Annotated in this window: 15 protein-coding genes; 11 read left to right on the top strand and 4 right to left on the bottom strand. The window is 42.7% G+C overall.

All coding sequences use genetic code 11. From position 1 onward, the window contains the following. Positions 1-3: 3 nt before the first annotated feature. Positions 4-4,467 (bottom strand): translocation/assembly module TamB domain-containing protein, encoded by a 4,464-nt coding sequence (locus ACYZZR_RS10205; RefSeq protein WP_461533906.1) that lies wholly within the window; start codon positions 4,465-4,467, stop codon positions 4-6. A 126-nt stretch (positions 4,468-4,593) separates the two neighbouring features. On the opposite strand from ACYZZR_RS10205, the gene tsaD reads away from it, so the two are divergent. From tsaD to ACYZZR_RS10160, 9 genes are all read left to right on the top strand, one after another. Further along, positions 4,594-5,616: a tRNA (adenosine(37)-N6)-threonylcarbamoyltransferase complex transferase subunit TsaD gene (tsaD, locus tag ACYZZR_RS10200; protein WP_461533905.1), complete on the top strand. Its 1,023-nt coding sequence runs from the start codon at positions 4,594-4,596 to the stop codon at positions 5,614-5,616. A gap of 98 nt (positions 5,617-5,714) precedes the next feature. Further along, complete coding sequence (locus ACYZZR_RS10195; protein ID WP_461533904.1) at positions 5,715-6,422, top strand: 16S rRNA (uracil(1498)-N(3))-methyltransferase; 708 nt, start codon at positions 5,715-5,717, stop codon at positions 6,420-6,422. 24 nt (positions 6,423-6,446) lie between these two features. Beyond that, positions 6,447-7,088: a DUF4159 domain-containing protein gene (locus ACYZZR_RS10190; RefSeq protein WP_461533903.1), complete on the top strand. Its 642-nt coding sequence runs from the start codon at positions 6,447-6,449 to the stop codon at positions 7,086-7,088. A 23-nt stretch (positions 7,089-7,111) separates the two neighbouring features. Beyond that, the gene (locus ACYZZR_RS10185) at positions 7,112-7,480 is read left to right on the top strand and encodes a hypothetical protein (protein ID WP_461533902.1); all 369 of its coding nucleotides are present in this window, start codon (positions 7,112-7,114) and stop codon (positions 7,478-7,480) included. Positions 7,481-7,578: 98 nt separating this feature from the next. Beyond that, entirely contained in the window at positions 7,579-8,016 is a 438-nt protein-coding gene (locus ACYZZR_RS10180) for a hypothetical protein (RefSeq protein WP_461533901.1), read from the top strand. A gap of 56 nt (positions 8,017-8,072) precedes the next feature. Beyond that, positions 8,073-8,990 (top strand): hypothetical protein, encoded by a 918-nt coding sequence (locus tag ACYZZR_RS10175; protein WP_461533900.1) that lies wholly within the window; start codon positions 8,073-8,075, stop codon positions 8,988-8,990. A 4-nt stretch (positions 8,991-8,994) separates the two neighbouring features. Next, a complete protein-coding gene (locus ACYZZR_RS10170; protein ID WP_461533899.1) occupies positions 8,995-10,977 on the top strand; it encodes a TonB-dependent receptor plug domain-containing protein in 1,983 nt (660 codons plus the stop codon). Between the two features lie 29 nt (positions 10,978-11,006). Continuing rightward, on the top strand, positions 11,007-11,882 hold the full coding sequence (locus ACYZZR_RS10165; RefSeq protein ID WP_461533898.1) for an MbnP family protein: 876 nt from the start codon (positions 11,007-11,009) through the stop codon (positions 11,880-11,882). 28 nt (positions 11,883-11,910) lie between these two features. Further along, the gene (locus ACYZZR_RS10160; protein WP_461533897.1) at positions 11,911-12,936 is read left to right on the top strand and encodes a cytochrome-c peroxidase; all 1,026 of its coding nucleotides are present in this window, start codon (positions 11,911-11,913) and stop codon (positions 12,934-12,936) included. 112 nt (positions 12,937-13,048) lie between these two features. Here ACYZZR_RS10160 and lysA read toward each other — a convergent pair whose 3' ends face one another. Continuing rightward, complete coding sequence (gene lysA, locus ACYZZR_RS10155) at positions 13,049-14,308, bottom strand: diaminopimelate decarboxylase (protein WP_461533896.1); 1,260 nt, start codon at positions 14,306-14,308, stop codon at positions 13,049-13,051. A gap of 378 nt (positions 14,309-14,686) precedes the next feature. On the opposite strand from lysA, the gene sucC reads away from it, so the two are divergent. Together sucC and ACYZZR_RS10145 are read left to right on the top strand one after the other, a co-directional pair. After that, positions 14,687-15,880: an ADP-forming succinate--CoA ligase subunit beta gene (gene sucC / locus ACYZZR_RS10150; RefSeq protein WP_461533895.1), complete on the top strand. Its 1,194-nt coding sequence runs from the start codon at positions 14,687-14,689 to the stop codon at positions 15,878-15,880. A gap of 266 nt (positions 15,881-16,146) precedes the next feature. Beyond that, on the top strand, positions 16,147-16,572 hold the full coding sequence (locus tag ACYZZR_RS10145; RefSeq protein WP_461533894.1) for an Hsp20/alpha crystallin family protein: 426 nt from the start codon (positions 16,147-16,149) through the stop codon (positions 16,570-16,572). Between the two features lie 58 nt (positions 16,573-16,630). Here ACYZZR_RS10145 and ACYZZR_RS10140 read toward each other — a convergent pair whose 3' ends face one another. Continuing rightward, positions 16,631-17,101, bottom strand: coding sequence for a DUF4136 domain-containing protein (locus ACYZZR_RS10140; protein WP_461533893.1), 471 nt, complete (start codon positions 17,099-17,101; stop codon positions 16,631-16,633). A 113-nt stretch (positions 17,102-17,214) separates the two neighbouring features. Then, positions 17,215-18,216, bottom strand: a complete 1,002-nt coding sequence (obgE, locus tag ACYZZR_RS10135; RefSeq protein WP_461533892.1) for a GTPase ObgE — start codon at positions 18,214-18,216, stop codon at positions 17,215-17,217. Between the last annotated feature and the right edge of the window lie 6 nt (positions 18,217-18,222).

Below are 18,222 nucleotides of genomic sequence, written 5' to 3'. Positions count from 1 at the left end.
CCATCAGTTTCCGCTACTTGTCTTATTTCCGAATCTCACCAAACCATTGCCCATAGTTTCGGCAGAAGTAGCCTCCTTGGGAGAGGCTTCCCTGCTTTTCTTTTCTTTGGGCGTAAATACCTTTTGGAGCAATTCCCGAAAGGTATTAAAGTCTACCTGATACGACAAACCCGCTCCTTGAGTATAACCTATCCGATCGGCCAGCCATTGCTGAATCTCGTTTTCTCTATTGAAGATACGAGCTCTCAGCGTACCGTCTTCATTGAGGAGTATTTGTACCTCAACATCACCCGCCACTGCAGTTTCTGCCACACCTCCTATAGGTACCCCAATTTTGCCGTTCAACAGTATGCGGTCGCTTATCTGAGTAGAAACCGTTACCCCAAACCTGTCTCTGGTCTCAAAATCGAGATTGGGATCTCTTGTACCGAGTTCGTACGACAGACCTATATCAAATTTACCATCGCCAGAGTTCAGTATATCATTGAGCATACTAAAACCCGACTCGATAAAATTCCCAGCTACTCCTCCTCCACTTATATTGATCTCGTTATTGATAAACGCTCCCTGCGACAAGAGTGAAAGTGCTTGTAACTCCCTCTTGCTCTTGTCGTCGAGCTTGTATTGCAACTCCGAATTTATAACAGCATTGGTACCCGGAAATTGAATATCGAAGTCGATATCAGGTTGTAGCAATTCCCCATTCAGCTTTATAATAAGATCGGTCTCTATCTTGCGCGTCACCGAATTGTTGTCTAATAAAACCGCCGGATTGGCATTCAGATTGTACACTGCCTCTAGGTTTACATTAGCTCTGAGCGGATCCCCATTCCAGCTCATAAACCCTCCGGGTTTTACCTTAAACTTCTTCTCTATAATCCCTCCATATTTAAAATTGTAATCTCCACTATAGGTTGTAAAATCTCCCCACATCCTAAATTTACCGTTGGTGTTAATCTCTAACAGTATATTTCCTGCACCACGCCCCCTTAGCGAACTTCCCAATTCTTTATCTATCACAATTTCTACTTCCGCTTCCGGATTTATATCTAGATCAAATTCCAGTTCGAGTCCCTTGTAGCTCTGTAACTCTCGCTCGTCGGAGCTAAAAGAGGTTTCGCCATTTTTGTCTATAAAATTGATAAAAGAAGCATCTCCAACGGTCACCTCATTGTCGAGAGGAATCTTCAGCGATGTCCCTCTAGCCGTAGCGGCAAACATCTTGATAGTGAGTTCGTCTGTGAGTCCATAAATCTGGGCTTCCCCATTGATAAAGCCTGTGCCGTAAAACAATTCCTCTTCTGTCTCTGGAGTATTGAGTGCCAAAAAACGCTTCCCACCCGTATCCAGTCCGAGATCGAGATACCAATCAGAAAAATGGTTATGCGTAATGGTTCCATTCAGCGAGGCGGTTGTTTTATACTTGGTATCGGTGAGATTTACATTGTCAAATTTAAAAGTTTGTCCAAAAAGATCAACGGCAGTATTAGGGGCAAAATCCAAATCTACATTGAGATAAGGAATCTTCATCCCTGCGTCTTGTAGTTGGAGTTGCCCACTGAGATCAGGTTTTTTAAAAGTTCCTGTGAGATGAGCATCTCCAGACACATATCCGCGGATATCGGATATAACGTCTTTTCCTAATTTACTGAATGCCGTCATATTTAAACCTGACAGTTTCATCTCCACATCCATAGAGGGAGTATTATTGTCGAAAGAGACATTTCCTACTACATCCAAAACTTTACTATTCCCCTTTTGAATAACCGCGTCGATACCGTAACTCGAGAGGTTTTGACTCCCTACTATTCCAACATCAAAATTCCCGAGATCGATATTGTTGAGCGTAAAATTATCGATGCGAAGGCTAGACGATGGAAAATAGTTATCGCGCTGTTGAAGCACGTAAAACTCTCCATTTACCAATCCTTTCAAACTCAGATTGTCGATATCCGGGGTCACCTTGTCCAAATTTACATTCCTAAAAAGCACAGAGAGGTCTTTGTAAGTAGAGTCGATTATCTTTCCCTGTAGATTGATCTGCTCTTCCTCGTGGTTCATCACCACCTTTTCTATAGTCACCGTATCCAAAGTCTGGTTAAAAACCACTCGATTTTGGCGATTGTTGTCTTTATTCAACAACCATTTGTTTCCCTTAAAACCGATCTCGGATCGCTTGAATCCTATCACCGACTTATTATCGGGGGTTATGGTGTGGTAAAAATTGAGATTGTATTCGTCCTTGCCTCCATCTCCACCTCGAAATTCGGTGCGGAACAGCAGCGTATCCTTAATGGTAGTATTGATGAGATTAAAATTGGAAATATCGTAAAAACCCGTGTGTATCTCACCTACTTCTACATAGGTATTAAACAACGGGTTCTTGTTGTCTATTTGCAAATCGATATTTTCAATTTTACTTCCAAAGGCATCTATATTAGGAGAGCGAAAATTCAATCTAAAATCGCCTTCATCGGCAATCATTTCACCTTTTATATAGGTGTTTTTTCCCAATTTGATTTCCGGAAAAAACACTTCTATAATCTTGCTGTTTATAAAAAAGTTAAAATCTACATACTGATCGGGCATAATGTCGTGCGGACTGTAATTAGTATAGATACTCCCTACGGAATTCTGCACTATTTTGCCAAGTTCTCTAAACGAGAAATTGCCCTTCATAAAACCATTGATAATCTCGGGAGAGTCTACGGTAAGCACTCTTCCGGTCTCGTCGATAACAGAAATAATTTTAAAATCTTCAAAGTAATAGTTGTCGTTCTGGTTTTTGTAACTCGTTTCCAGAAAACCGATCTCTCCCTTTAGGTTATCCACATCATTCCCGCTAATATTCATACTGATATCTCCCGAAAAGATCGATATGCTATCTCTCGACACAAAGTGGAGAGCGCGGAGGTCGGCATGGGTGATAGAGGCTCTAAAATCGAACTGATTTTCTTCTCCCGACAGATCGGCAAGACCTTCAAAATTCATTTCAAGATTTTCATCCATAGACACCAGAGAACCGTCGAACAGCTGATCTTTGACCACCCCCGCCACCGCTATATCCTTGTAGTGATAAGCGTTGTACGCCAAGCTGTTTACCTCTCCTATGATTTCCGTATTGAGATTTTCTTTAGTAAACCCTTTGCCGTCTACATCTACGTGAAGCGATGTCTTACCCAACTTCTCTATTTCTATAAATTCTCCCAAATCAAAATCGGTCATACTGATAGAACCTGTGTAGGAAGCGTTGTCTATATCGTCTATATCGGTAAGCTCCAGTTTTGAAGAGCCTTTTCCGAGTTCGGTCTCCAATTCAAGATCTGTCTTTACAGCATTTTTGGTAATCACAGCCTTTCCGCTCGCCTTAAACTGTCCGAGCTTGGCAAGCGTTGAAGGAAGGGCATGCCCCAAGATATTTGGAAGTAGCCCCGTAAGCTGATAATAATTGGAAGAAACCCAGCTGATATCTGCATCTATGCGGAAAGGAATATCGGGAGAAAAGAGTCCCTTGAAATCAAAATCCCCATTGATGCTCGTATTATCGGTGGTTACTCTGAGATTTGTGGTGTGTAAACGGTTTAGTACCCCGTCTACCTCCGAACTGAATGTCACCTGTCTTCCTCCTCCAAATTCGTTGTAAAACACATTCACCTCATCAAAGGCTATGGTTGCATTGGAAAAACTACCCTTGATTTTTACTTTGTTTAAAAAATCTGACATATCTTCTCTTTGGTACAAAAAAGACAGTTCACCTCTGATACTAGACCGTGGAGTTTCTATAGAAAGCTCCTTAAAATCCATTTGGTTCAGACTATATGAAAAATTGGTTTTCAGATTTTCTACCCTAATCCCCCTATCTGCTACAAATCCCAATTGCCTAACATTTGCATCTACTTCGGGGCCTTCTATCTTAAAGTCTTCAACTTCGGCATTCAATTCTTTGAAATAGAGAATATCTGGTTTTTTAGCATTGCTGTCAGTTATGCGAAAACGCGCATCCTCCAATTGTATTTCTGAAGTGGTGAGTAAAAAAGTAGATGTTTTGGTCCTTGTGGTATCCTGTCCCTCCAGTTTTGCCACAAAATTGTCGAGATTAGTCGACTCTTCTCCCTCATAGGTTTTAAGATGAAAATACACCCCCTGCATATCGATATCTCCAAAATTGAGCTTACCGTTTATCATGCTCTTTATATTTCTCACACTCAGCAGTGAAGTGTTCAGTCGTCCTACCGAAATCAGAGTGTCTTGATGGTGGTCGGCTATATAGATATCGCGGAGACTCACACTGCCCCAAAAAGAGATATAAACCTTTCTCACTTCAATATCAGTTCCGAAGTCTTCATTTAGTACAGCTGTCACTTTTTTGGCAATAGCAGTCTGTACTGGGGGAAGCACTAGAAAAACACTTAGCCCAATCAGCAACAAGAACAGCGCTATAAATAGCCTGACTACTATTTTCCTCAATTTTCTGATAAGTCCTTACACTATTTAAGGGTTTATAAACAAGCGCGGTGGTAGTTGGCCAAATTATTCGAAACAGCTATAAAATACTTACCTTTGCAGCTAGCAATTTTTATTCCAAAAGTCCAGATGAAGGAACAAAACACATATATTCTCGCCATCGAATCTTCCTGTGATGACACTTCGGCTGCCGTACTCCTTAACGAAAAAGTTTTGAGTAATGTTGTCGCTACCCAAAAAATTCACGAAGAATACGGCGGTGTTGTTCCCGAACTGGCCTCGCGGGCACATCAGCAAAACATTGTTCCCGTAGTACACACAGCCCTAAACAAGGCAAATATCGGTAAAAAAGACTTATCTGCCATAGCTTTTACAAGCGGTCCGGGACTTTTGGGTTCGCTGCTCGTAGGAACTTCCTTTGCCAAGTCTCTCGCACTTGGACTTCGCATCCCGCTCATCGAAGTAAACCATATGCAAGCGCATATCCTCGCTCATTTTATAGAAGACGAAGGACAAAACAAACCCTCCTTCCCCTTTCTCGCCATGACCATTAGCGGAGGGCATACGCAGATTATACGCGTAGATGATTTTTTCGATATGACGGTGATAGGAGAAACCATCGACGATGCCGTAGGAGAAGCCTTTGACAAAAGCGCCAAAATACTCGGACTTCCCTATCCCGGGGGGCCGTTGATCGACCGTTATGCCAGAGAGGGTAATCCCAAAGCATTTAGCTTTCCGAAACCCAAGGTAGGCGGACTGAATTTCAGCTTCAGTGGATTGAAGACTTCTATACTCTATTTTGTACAAAAACACCAGAAAGAGGATCCTTCATTTGTAGAACAGCACCTGAAAGACATCTGTGCCTCCATACAGCACACCATTGTAAACATACTGATCGACAAACTAAAAAAGGCTTCCAAGGAAACAGGCATCAAACAGATTGCCATTGGCGGTGGGGTATCGGCCAATTCCGGAATACGAGACGCTTTAAAAGAAGGGGAAAAAAAATACGGTTGGAAAACTTATATTCCAAAATTCGAATACACCACAGACAATGCCGCCATGATCGGTATCACAGGCTATCTCAAATATCTGGAAAACAATTTTTCTTCTCAGGGTGTAACTGCTAAAGCTCGTTTTAAAGTATAGGTATAAAGATTGAATACGATACGTAAATATTCCTATCTTCGCACTAAAGTAGCAAGCCATGTCGACAAATCTGTAAGTCGGTGGATAAGTTAAAGTCGATGAATTTATTTTTTAATCCCGATATTACTGATCAGAGCGATTCGTTTACCTTCGACCGAGAAGAGAGCAGACATATTGTAAAAGTCCTTCGAAAATCGGAAGGCGATTTCATACATCTTACCGATGGTCGAGGCCAATTGTTCCAAGCCGAAATCACCCTTGCCGATTCAAGGCATTGCACCATAGCCATCACTGGGCAAAACACTCAGCCCAGGAAGCCTTATTACCTGCATATGGCAGTGGCTCCTACCAAGATGAACGACCGCTACGAGTGGTTCCTGGAAAAAGCGACAGAGATTGGGATAGACGAAATAACACCAGTGATCTGCGACCATTCTGAAAGGACGACCGTTAAAAGTGAAAGGTTGGAAAAGATTGTTCAATCGGCCATGAAACAGTCGCTTTCCACCTATTTACCCAAGCTCAATCCCCCTTTACTTCTATCGCACTTTCTGGAGCAGGAACGAAAAGGACAGACTTTTATAGCACACTGCGAGGAAGAGCAGGAGCGCGTTCTGCTACAACAGCGACTTGTAGCTCGAGAGCATTACACCATATTGATCGGACCGGAAGGCGATTTTTCCCTAGAGGAGATCGAAAAGGCACTGCACAAAAGATATATTCCCATATCTTTGGGAAACACGAGGCTCCGCACCGAAACTGCCGCCGTAGTGGCCTGTCATACGGCAGCACTTGTAAATCAATAACGGTATCAAATCAAAAAAAACAATATGAACAAACTGGTCGTACTGTTTCTGTTTCTCACCTCTTCTTTGGTAGCTGCACAGGAGATCGCTGTTCTCCAATACGGCGGAGGAGGCGACTGGTATGCCAACCCCACTGCCCTACCCAATCTCATCCGGTTCAGCAACGAGCAACTGAACACCCATATAGAAGAAAAACCGGCCACTGTTGCGGTGGGGAGTATAGATATCTTCCAGTACCCCTTGCTTCATATGACTGGACACGGACATGTGTTTTTCAGTGAGAAGGAAGCAGAAAACCTTCGTACTTATCTGTTGTCGGGAGGCTTTCTTCACGTAGACGACAATTACGGACTCAAGCCATATATCGAAAAGGAAATGCAGAAAGTATTCCCAGACAAGACTTGGATCGAAATTCCGCCAGACCATCCTATATTCAACCAGAAGTTCCACTTTCCCGACGGCTTGCCCAAAATACACGAACACGACAATAAACGCCCACAGGCATTTGGATATTTTCACGAAGATCGATTGGTATTCTTGTTCAGCTTCGAATCTGATTTGGGCGACGGTTGGGAAGATCCCGAAGTACATCACGATCCCGAAGAAGTACGGCAAAAGGCACTACAAATGGGTGCTAATATTATACAATACGTCTTCGAGAACTAACTTATATTCCTTACTTTTGTACTGTGAAACAGTTTTTCTTCATAGTAGCGGTAGTTATCAGTCTAAAACCGGCCTTTCCCTTTCTGGATTATGCGCTAAATTACGACTATATATCGCAGGTACTATGTATCAACAAAGACAAACCTGAAGAGCAGTGTTTCGGCAAGTGCTACCTGATGAGTGCAGTAAAAAAAGAGGTGGAAAACGACGAGAAAGATAAAACTCTTACCGTAAAATTTGAACACCAACTTCTCTTCCACCAGAATATCGTTACAAAAGCGCCCGATACCCCAACCGTCGCCCATCGACAAGAAAACTTCTGCCTCAAGCAGCAACACTACAACTCACTTTTTATCAAAACCTTCCTCAAACCTCCGATCTCGTTGTCTTAAGCAGTCGTAATGGTTATCATTACAACATCACCCTTCCGGTAATCAAACAATTTTCCGGTAGGTGACAATCACATTTATTTATTCAAAAAATATATTCAATGAGATCGTATACCCTTTTTTCTCTGTTGTCGGTTATCGCATTTACGGCAACTATCTCTTGCAGTGACAAAGCTTCTGAGGAAGTTAACAAATACAAAGAACTCTATCAAGAAATCATCGCCGTTCACGACGAGGTAATGCCTAAAATGGGAGAGCTCAACAAGCTGTCCAAAACCCTAAAAGAAGAAACAGATTCTGTTTCATCGTCACATACCGGGATACTGGACAGTTTGAAATTATCGCATACCACCATGATGGATTGGATGAAAGACTTCAGTGAAAAATTTCCCTATGGCACCGATCCCTTGCAAAAGACTACTGAAGAGTTGCAAAGGGATATCGAATTGCTGAAAACCGAACGCGAAGAGGTCAACAAGATGAGAGACCTCATCGAAGAGAGCATGGCTAAAGCCCAAAAGGCAATATCGGAAAAATAGAACTATCGTTGTTCCGGATTCTCGGAAATAGCCATACTCATCCAACATCACCAAAAATGCAAAAATTTATATTTTTTGTCATGGCGTTATGCTGTACCGCTGTGTCATGTACCATAGATAAAGCAGATTACGAAGCGGAGGCCGGTAATTCAGAAACTGATCGATACGAATTTGAAGAGGCAACCACTCTCCACACCCAAGGCTACAATATCAGTATTGAAGTCCCAAACGGCGAATTCCGCAAGGGATATAACGAAATTCGCGTAAAAATTGAAGACTCTAAGGGTAAAAACGCAAACGCCTCGACAGTAACTTCCCTTCCAATTATGAGCAGGTATGCCGATGGAAGCAATCTGTCTTGCCCACATCAATACCACCTTACTCACAACGACGACGGGTATTTTGAAGGCTATGCGGTGTTTACCGAAGAGAGTGAGAAGGGCGATTGGCAAATCTATATCGGTTTTACAGTAAACGGAGTGTCCTACCAAACCAATGGCTCCATCACCGTAAACGAGCAGACCAATAAAAACCTGAATATGACCTCGTTTACAGGAAATGATGGCGAAGCCTACACCATAGCTCTTATAGCTCCGAGAAAGCCAGAAGTGGCCGAAAACGATATCGTAGCTGGTATTTACAAGCGCAATCACCCCACAGGAGAACCCGAGACCTTTCCCGACTCTTCTCATTTTTCATACAGTCGGGTAAATGGGTATACACTGCAATTAGATCCGAGAATGCCAGAGCCCTCTATGGGAAACCACTCTTCTCCCAACAACAGAGATTTGACTCAGCAAAGCGACAGCCTGTATCACGGAGTAGTAAACTACACCATGACTGGCAACTGGACGCTCAACTTTATCTTGTTGGACCAAAGCGGAAAAATCGTAAAAGGGACTAAAGTACCTTCAGATTTTACTCCAGGAGTGGAAGGAGTAAAAAGCGAATTGTTTATCGATATTTTATTCTGACAGTATGAAGTTTATCATCGCAATAGCAATTTTCGGAACAATGGCCGCTAATGCTCAAACCGTACCAGCAGAAAAAGACAGTGTACAAACTCTAGAAGAAGTAGAAGTAGTAGGTACAGCCAAAAAGAAGATAGAGACCGATTTAAAAATGGGAGTTACTGTAGATGAATACCTCTCTTCCTCTACCGATATAAGTTTTATAAAACGAGGCAGTTTCGCCTGGGAGCCTTTACTCCACAATATGAGTAGCGAACGCGCCTCGGTAACCATAGATGGAATGCATATTTTCGGTGCCTGTACCGATAAGATGGATCCCGTTACTTCGTATGTAGAGAGCAATAACCTTTCGGGTATAGCAATAAAATCAGGACAGACTGGCAGTCTGCACGGCGCCACCATTGCAGGGAATATCGACCTGAACAGAAAAAATACTCCTTTCGGATTGGAAAAAAAATGGGGCGCTAGTTATCAGTCCGGTTTTGAGTTCAACAACAATCAGTGGTTTAACCTCGGTAATATATCCTACTCCGGCAAAAGGCTGGCGGCAGATGCAAGCGTTTCCTACAGAAAGGCAGGCAATTATTCGGATGGGAATAATGACGAAGTGAAACACTCACAGTTTAGTAAATTCAACACCTCTCTAGGAATGGCTTATAAAACAGGAGAACGCTCTTCGGTGAGAGCCGATGCGATTTTTGACGTAGCCAAAAATGTCGGTTTTCCCGCATTACCTATGGATTTGTGGTTGTCTAGGGCGATAATCACCTCTGTTTCTTACCGACAGCTATTTGAAGGTAAGCTGGCAAAAAACTGGGAAACCAAGCTCTATTTCAATGCTATTGAACACTATATGGACGACACCACCCGTCCTGAAAACCTAGTTCACATGGATATGCCCGGATGGAGCACCACCTATGGTCTACTTTCAAAAACCAGTCTGCAACAAGGCCGATTCACCTCCGAAATACAACTGAATGCCTATGAAAACCTCTCGATAGCCGAAATGCATATGTACCCACAAGACCGTAGCAAAAAGACGATGTTTGCCTATAGCTGGCCGGAGGTCACCACCCGCTTTGCCGGGGTTTCTGCCAACGGCTCTTGGGAGATTTCAGAAAAGAGCCGGTTGAATTTCGGAGGCGCTGTCGCCCTGCATTACAACCGCTCAAAATACGCCGAATTCAACCGTATATTTCACCCCGAAGCAGCTGCCGAAAAGACGAGGTTTCTCCCAAACCTACACCTGGGATACCTGCTGGAAACAGGAGACTTTCAATTTAGTATCGGGTCGGGATACGGGCACAGGGCACCTTCGGTATCTGAGGGCTACGGATACTATATATACAACAGCTTTGACCGCTACGACTACATAGGAAATCCAAATCTAAAAAACGAGATTTCCTATGAAATCAATGCCGGTGCAGGATTTAAAAACAACAAAGCAAGCATAGAGGCCAAGGTCAACTACTTCTACATTAAAAACTATATCGTCGGGAAAATTTTAAACGCCGGAAGTCCTATGAATTATCAGTCGGTGGGAGTAAAAGGCTATACTTCTCTGCCCCATGCAACCCTTTTCAATCTGTCGCTAAACGCCAGCTATCAAGTTTTGTCCAATCTGCATTGGGAAGCGGCACTCACCTATGCGCGAGGAAGAGATGCAAACGATGGGAACCTTCCTTTTATCCGCCCATTGAGCTATCAAACCACCTTGCATTTTAAAGTAGATCAATTTGGCCTACAAACCTCCTTTAACGGCGATGCGACACAAAGGGATTACAGTCCCTTTTACGGAGAAGACCAAACCCCGGCCTATGCGATATGGAATGTCTCTGCCGATTACACTTTTGCAATGGGCGATTGCGTAACTGTTGTACAAGTGGGTGCAGAAAATCTGTTCGACCAATATTACAGCACTTATGCCGATTGGGGCAATATACCGAGAATGGGACGAAACATTTTCACCTCACTGAAATTCAATTTTTAAACACAAACATCAATCTTAACATCAAAACAATGAAATATTACAAAAACCTCCTACTGTTTGCAATCTTGACATTTACGCTACTATCCTGTAGCTCAAACGACGACAATCCCGTCGCCAACGAGATCACCCTACACTTTCACAACACCTTTAAAGACACGGGTATTGTTCTCGGAAATGCTACCTCCGCAGAGGCTACCACAAACAAATCGGCAGCCGGACAGCTTCATCATTTTTCAGAACTGAAATACGCGATCAGCAACATCCGGCTGATAGGTAAAAACGGAGAGGAGTTCCCCTATCACATAAACGACCTCGACAGAGGAGCAACCGTGATAGACCAGTCAAAATCGGAAAGTTTAGATTTTGTGTTGACCAACATTCCTTCAGGAGAATACAGCGGTATAAAATTTGGTCTGGGAATCAAACAAGAGCTGAATACTCTAGACGAACTGAGGTTTCCTAATTTCTATGCCACAGCAGGAGCTAACGATACGGAAATGATGTGGGAATGGGGAAGCGGCTACCGGTTTGTAAAACTGGAAGGCTTTTACGATACCGATCACAAACAAATGTCTATTCATACCGGGAGTACAGTAACCGGTACCAAGGGAGACGAAGAGAGCTATACGCAAGGAGTGGATGCCTACAGGGATATTAGCTTAAACCTTCCAGTAAATGCTACAGTAGGGAAAAATGCTCCCACCATAACGATCAAGGCCGATTTTGACAAACTGCTCAGCGGAAAGACCAACACTATTATCCTGAGTACTGGAGATAGTGCAGAAGACAATGCTACACCCAACATTCATACGGCTGAAGCTATGCTGAAATTTGTGGATAATCTGGGCGGAAATGGCACCAGTGACCTCAGCGGAATGTTTTCTGTAGAAGAAGTAATCAACTGATATAGCCACACCCAGCTACAAATAAGGCATGAAAAAGACATTCGGGATCTTCGCCATCGTACTGCTGTTGCTGTCCTGTGAAGCAGACGGCACAGAAGCCTCATTTTTTTATGACAATCCGGAGATCCCGATATATATTCCTAAAGGTTTTCCCGAGCTCAATCCCTCGGTAAAAGCCAATCCCCCTACCCTATACGGAGTGGAACTGGGCAAAAAACTGTTTCACGACAAAAAACTCAGCAGTAACAACAGTATTTCCTGCGCCAGTTGCCACCAACAGTCCAATGCCTTTACCGACAATCGCCCCCAGGCCATAGGAGTGCACCACAGGATAGGACTGCGCAACACCCCGCCCATACAGAATATGTCCTTTATGAGATTTTACAACTGGGACGGCAATATCCTCCTACTCGAAAAACAACCTCTGGTACCCATTGTAACCCATGAAGAAATGGATTCATCCATTCTCGAAATCATCGACAAACTCAGCAATGACCCGGACTACAAAAAACTATTTGTCAAGGCATTTGGAGACGAAGAGATAAGTCCTCAACGAATTTACAACAGCATCGCCCAATACGAATACACCCTGATCTCGGCCAACAGCAAATACGACAGGGTGATGCGGAACGAAGGAGAAGCTTTTACGGCAAGCGAATTGAGAGGCTATCAAATTTTCGAGCAGAAATGTGCAGCTTGTCACAGTACAGAACTGTTTACCGACCAAAGTTTCAGAAATATAGGATTTCCAACAAACCCTAATCCCGATGAGGCCGGCCGCGGTAGAGTTACCGGAAAACCGGAAGACTATATGAGTTTCAGAGTACCCTCGTTGAGAAATGTAGAATACACTGCTCCTTACGGGAGTTTTGGACAGTTCTCTACTCTAAAAGAGGTGCTAGACTATTTTGACAATGGCGTCATCGACGCTCCCAACCTCGATCCTATACTTAAAGAAAACGGCAATAGCATTCCTCTTACAGAAGGAGAAAAAGAAGAGCTGATTGCATTTATGAAAACGCTGAGTGATGCAAACTTTACAGCAATAGAATAAAAATATAAAAGACAGCCTTGTAATAAGAAAAACCTGTGGTATAGAAGTTATAGCCTTCAAACCACAGGTTTTGTATTTGAATGTATACTACTTTCCCTTTTAAAAACGGGTTTTATTTTACGGCTATGTTTTCTTCCTCCAATTGTGTTGTTTGTTGTTTTACCGTATTCAAATCGACCTCTACCTGATTGCGTACTAGATCTTCGAAGGTTTCGCGTTTTCGGATGAGATGCGACTGTCCGTTATACCACAATACTTCTGCAGGTCTAAATCGAGAGTTGTAATTGCTGGCCATAGTAAAACAATAGGCTCCGGCATTTTTAAAGCAAAGCACATCTCCTTCGTTGATTTCGGCAATGCGACGGTTGTTGGCAAAAGTATCTGTCTCACAGATATAGCCTACCACCGAATAAAAGCGATCACGCCCGCCGGGATTAGAGATATTGACAATATCGTGATGAGCTCCGTAAAGCATAGGGCGAATCAAGTGATTAAAACCAGAGTCTACTCCCGCAAAAACGGTAGAAGTAGTTTGTTTTACTACGTTTACCTTAGCCAGAAAACACCCGGCCTCACTCACCAAAAACTTACCGGGTTCAAAAGCCAGGCTCAGGTCTTTGCCGTATTCCTTGCAGAATTCGTTGAACCGTTTAGAGAGTTTCTTTCCTAATTCTTCTATATTAGTCTCTATATCTCCCTCTTTATAAGGTACCTTAAATCCGCTTCCAAAATCGATAAAATCGAGATTTTCAAACTGTTTTGCCGTGTCAAAAAGAATTTCGGAGGCGTATAGGAAGACCTCTATATCGAGAATATCGCTCCCGGTATGCATATGAATGCCGTTTATATGCATCTTGGTATTTTCAACAATGCGAAGCAGGTGTGGTATTTGGTGAATACTGATTCCGAATTTAGAATCGATATGACCTACCGAAATATTGGTGTTTCCTCCTGCCATCACATGAGGGTTGATGCGGATACACACCGGAACATTTGGATGTTTGGCTCCGAATTGTTCCAATATAGAAAGGTTGTCGATATTGATCTGTACCCCTAAAGCCGAAACCTCCTCTATCTCCTCCAAGGAGACTCCGTTGGGAGTAAATATAATGTCTCCCGGAGAAAATCCTGCCCTTAAACCCAACTGTACCTCCTGTAGTGAAACGGTATCCAATCCGCTTCCGAGTTTATTCAGTAACTTTAACACCGAAATATTGGAAAGCGCTTTTACGGCATAGTTTATTTTCAGGTGCTTTACCTTTCCAAAAGCAGTAGTAAGTCTTTCGTACTGAGAAATTATTTTCTCTGCATCGTAAACGTATACCGGAGCTCCGTATTCATTCGCTACCTGTAACAGATCCTGATTATTCATATAAATAACAATATTAATATTCGGTATTTTCAACTATAAGCGCACAAATATAAATGTTTTACCTACAGAGAAAAGAAAAAACGGAACTATAAAATAAAAAACAAACAATTTGTGATATATAAAACAAAATATCATCTTCACAACGGCAAACAGCCATATAGGTTGTGTCAATACCATATCAAGACCTTTTCTGTTTAGCACATCTACTTAAAAAAACAGGGATAAACTGGTTTATATTAGGGTAGGTTTGTTACTTTTGTACTTTATTTAAACAAACGGCAATTTAGTCGGGTTTACGACTAAGTGTACACAGGCAATCGGACAAAAAATCCGATTTGTAAAAAGAAAAATAAATACAAACAGATTGAAATCTTTGTTATGAATTTACACGAGTACCAGGGAAAAGAAATACTGGCCGGTTTTGGCGTACGGGTTCAGCGCGGTATCGTAGCGCACAATGCTCAGGAAGCTGTTTCGGCGGCAAAACAACTCACTCAGGAAACCGGAACCGGTTGGCATGTTATCAAAGCTCAAATACACGCAGGTGGACGTGGTAAAGGGGGCGGTGTAAAACTGGCCAAAGACCTGAAACAGGTAGAGGAATTAGCTGAGCAGATTATAGGTATGGATCTGGTAACTCCGCAAACCCCTCCGGAAGGGAAAAGAGTAAACCAGGTGTTGGTAGCCGAAGATGTGTACTATCCTGGCGATAGTGAGACTTCTGAATTTTATATGTCTGTATTGTTAAACCGTGCCAAGGGTAGAAACATGATAATGTACTCTACAGAAGGTGGAATGGACATCGAAGAAGTTGCCGAAAAAACTCCTCATCTCATCTTTACAGAAGAGATCGATCCAGCAGTAGGCCTACAGCCTTTCCAAGCGAGAAGGATTGCTTTTAACCTCGGACTCAGCGGAACTGCGTTTAAAGAAATGACTAAATTTGTAAGCGCGCTGTACACCGCCTATATTAAATCTGATGCTTCCTTGTTCGAGATTAACCCCGTACTAAAAACATCAGACGATAAGATTATGGCCGTTGATGCCAAGGTAACTCTTGACGACAATGCACTGTATCGTCATAAAGACTATAATGAAATGCGTGATCTCCGCGAGGAGAACCCCATAGAAGTAGAGGCCAAAGCAGTTGGACTAAACTATGTAGACCTAGACGGAAATGTGGGATGTATGGTAAACGGTGCTGGTTTGGCTATGGCTACCATGGATCTTATTAAGCAAGCTGGTGGAGAGCCTGCCAACTTCTTGGATGTAGGTGGAACTGCCGATGCTAAACGCGTGGAAACTGCTTTCCGTATCATTCTCAAGGATCCCAACGTAAAAGCTATACTCGTTAATATCTTTGGAGGTATTGTACGTTGCGACCGCGTTGCTCAAGGTATAGTAGATGCCTACAAAAATATGGGAGATAGCATACAAGTTCCAATTATTGTAAGACTACAAGGAACGAACGCCGAAATCGCCAAAGAACTGATAGACAATTCAGGTCTTGCCGTTCACTCAGCTGTACAGTTCCAAGAGGCTGCCGATAAAGTAAAAGAAGTTTTGAGCTAAGATTTCATATCATACTCAAAAAAGTATATTAAAAAACTCCTGGGAATTAATTTTCCCGGGAGTTTTTTTATACTCCTCCATTTCATCCCGCTCTATCACAACACCAACTTTCTCTCCTTTTTCTGGGCTTGGCAAACAACAAAACTGACTTTTTGTCATCGAAAATCAAATGTAAAATGACAAATTGTCTTATTTTTAATATTGGACTTTTATTTGCTATACACTAATCGAAAAACAAAAATGTCTAATTTTAAAACAACAGTATTATGAGCCTTATAAAAAGAAATAACGATGTTTGGTTTCCCACTATTTTCGAAGATTTTTTTAAACCCGACTGGATGGGAGGTATTCAAACAGCTACCCGTATTCCAGCTGTAAACATCAAGGAAAACGACAAGGAGTTTACAGTAGAGTTGGTAGTCCCCGGAAAGAGCAAGGAGGATTTTAATATCGAGGTAGACGACAAGGTGTTGACCGTCACTTCTGAACACAAGGAAGAAAAAAATGAGGAAAACGAGAGATACAGCCATAGAGAGTACCGCCATTTTTCCTTTAAGAGAACCTTTAATCTTCCCGATACTGTAAATGACGACGACATCAATGCTTCATACGAAAATGGCATTCTAAAACTCACATTACCAAAACGAGAAGAAGCATTACCCAAGGCTAAAAAACTTATTGCGATTTCTTAATCATAGATTTAGTCTAGTCAGTAAATTTGAAGAAGCCACCCTTTTGAGGTGGCTTCTGTCATTTCATCTCGGGGGGATAGGCAGCAAATACCTTTTCCACCACCTTGCGATACACCTCTTGTTTGGCTTCCGGACTCGCGTTTTTGCGCACTTTTACCTCATAAACCCCCTGCCAAAACAACTCATCCTTTTCGGCATCAATAAAATCGAAAGTCACTTCTTGTGAGGTAGCATTAGAGCGGATAGAGATGGGGATGCCACCAGAAATCCCTATTCCACCTCGGCGGCCTCCGGTTCCCAATCCAATTCCCACAGAACTGTTATAGGGTCTCTCATAACTTTTAGTGAAAATATTAATGTACATATCTGGACGATCTGACAAACTCATTCCTCTTGCCCGCAAAAGGCTTTCCACTTCAACAACTATTCTCTTCTCGTCGAGTTGATTCAAGCCCGAACGCATATCGGGATAGAACCCATAAGTCCTGTATTTAGAAAATTGTACCGAGGGATCGTAATCAGTTTTCACGGAAGCGCAGCTCACAAAAAACAGAAGAATTATTAATACAACACTAATTCGCATAACATATTGCTTTTCTCAAAAGTAAGCAATTTATGCAAAAGTATCACTCTCTAGCCTTGCTAGCGGTTGAGCATCTCCCAAAGGCGATCTTTGAGTTCCTGTATCCCTTGTTGAGCTACCGACGAAATAAAAATATAGGGAGTACCGTCAAAAGCATTGCGAAGATCGTCGTTCATTTCAGATCTGAGTTCCTCATCCAGCATATCCGATTTAGAGATAGCGATGAGCCGGTTCTTATCCAACATCTCAGGATTATACCTCCTTAGTTCGTCTAGCAGTATACTGTACTGTTTTGCGATATCATCGCTATCAGCAGGTATTAAAAACAACAGTATAGAATTGCGTTCAATATGCCTCAAAAAATAGTGTCCGAGTCCTTTTCCCTCGGCTGCACCCTCAATAATTCCGGGAATATCGGCCATTACAAAAGTTTGAAAATCCCGATGCTGTACTATTCCCAGATTGGGTTTTAGGGTGGTAAATTCGTAATCAGCTATCTTGGGCTTGGCTGCGGTGACCACCGAAAGTAGGGTCGATTTTCCCGCATTAGGAAAACCTACCAGTCCTACGTCGGCCAACACTTTTAGTTCTAAGGTTATATTTTTCTCCTCTCCTTCCAGTCCGGGTTGCGCATAGCGCGGTGTTTGGTTGGTGGACGACCTAAAATGCCAGTTTCCAAGACCTCCTTTACCTCCACGGGCTACAACCTTTTCTTCTCCGTCTTCAGTGATTTCAAACAGCATCTGTCCCGTTTCCGTATCTTTTATCACAGTTCCCGGAGGCACATCTAAATACACATCGCTCCCATCGGCTCCGGTACTTCTACTACTCCCTCCGTGTTCGCCGTGTCCAGCACGGAAGTGTTTTTTAAATTTGAAATGGAAAAGCGTCCACAAGTTTTTGTCCCCCCTCACTATTATATGTCCACCTCGTCCGCCGTCACCGCCGTCTGGTCCACCTTTGGGTACGTACTTCTCTCTCCTCAGGTGGGCAGATCCTTTTCCCCCATTTCCCGACGAAATATATATTTTTACGTAATCGACAAAATTCCCCTCCGTCATAGTCTA

This window comes from Sinomicrobium sp. (assembly GCA_029266035.1).
Taxonomy (GTDB): domain Bacteria; phylum Bacteroidota; class Bacteroidia; order Flavobacteriales; family Flavobacteriaceae; genus Sinomicrobium.
The sequence above is the reverse complement of the archived record's forward strand: the minus strand, read 5'-3'. Positions and strand labels throughout refer to the sequence as shown.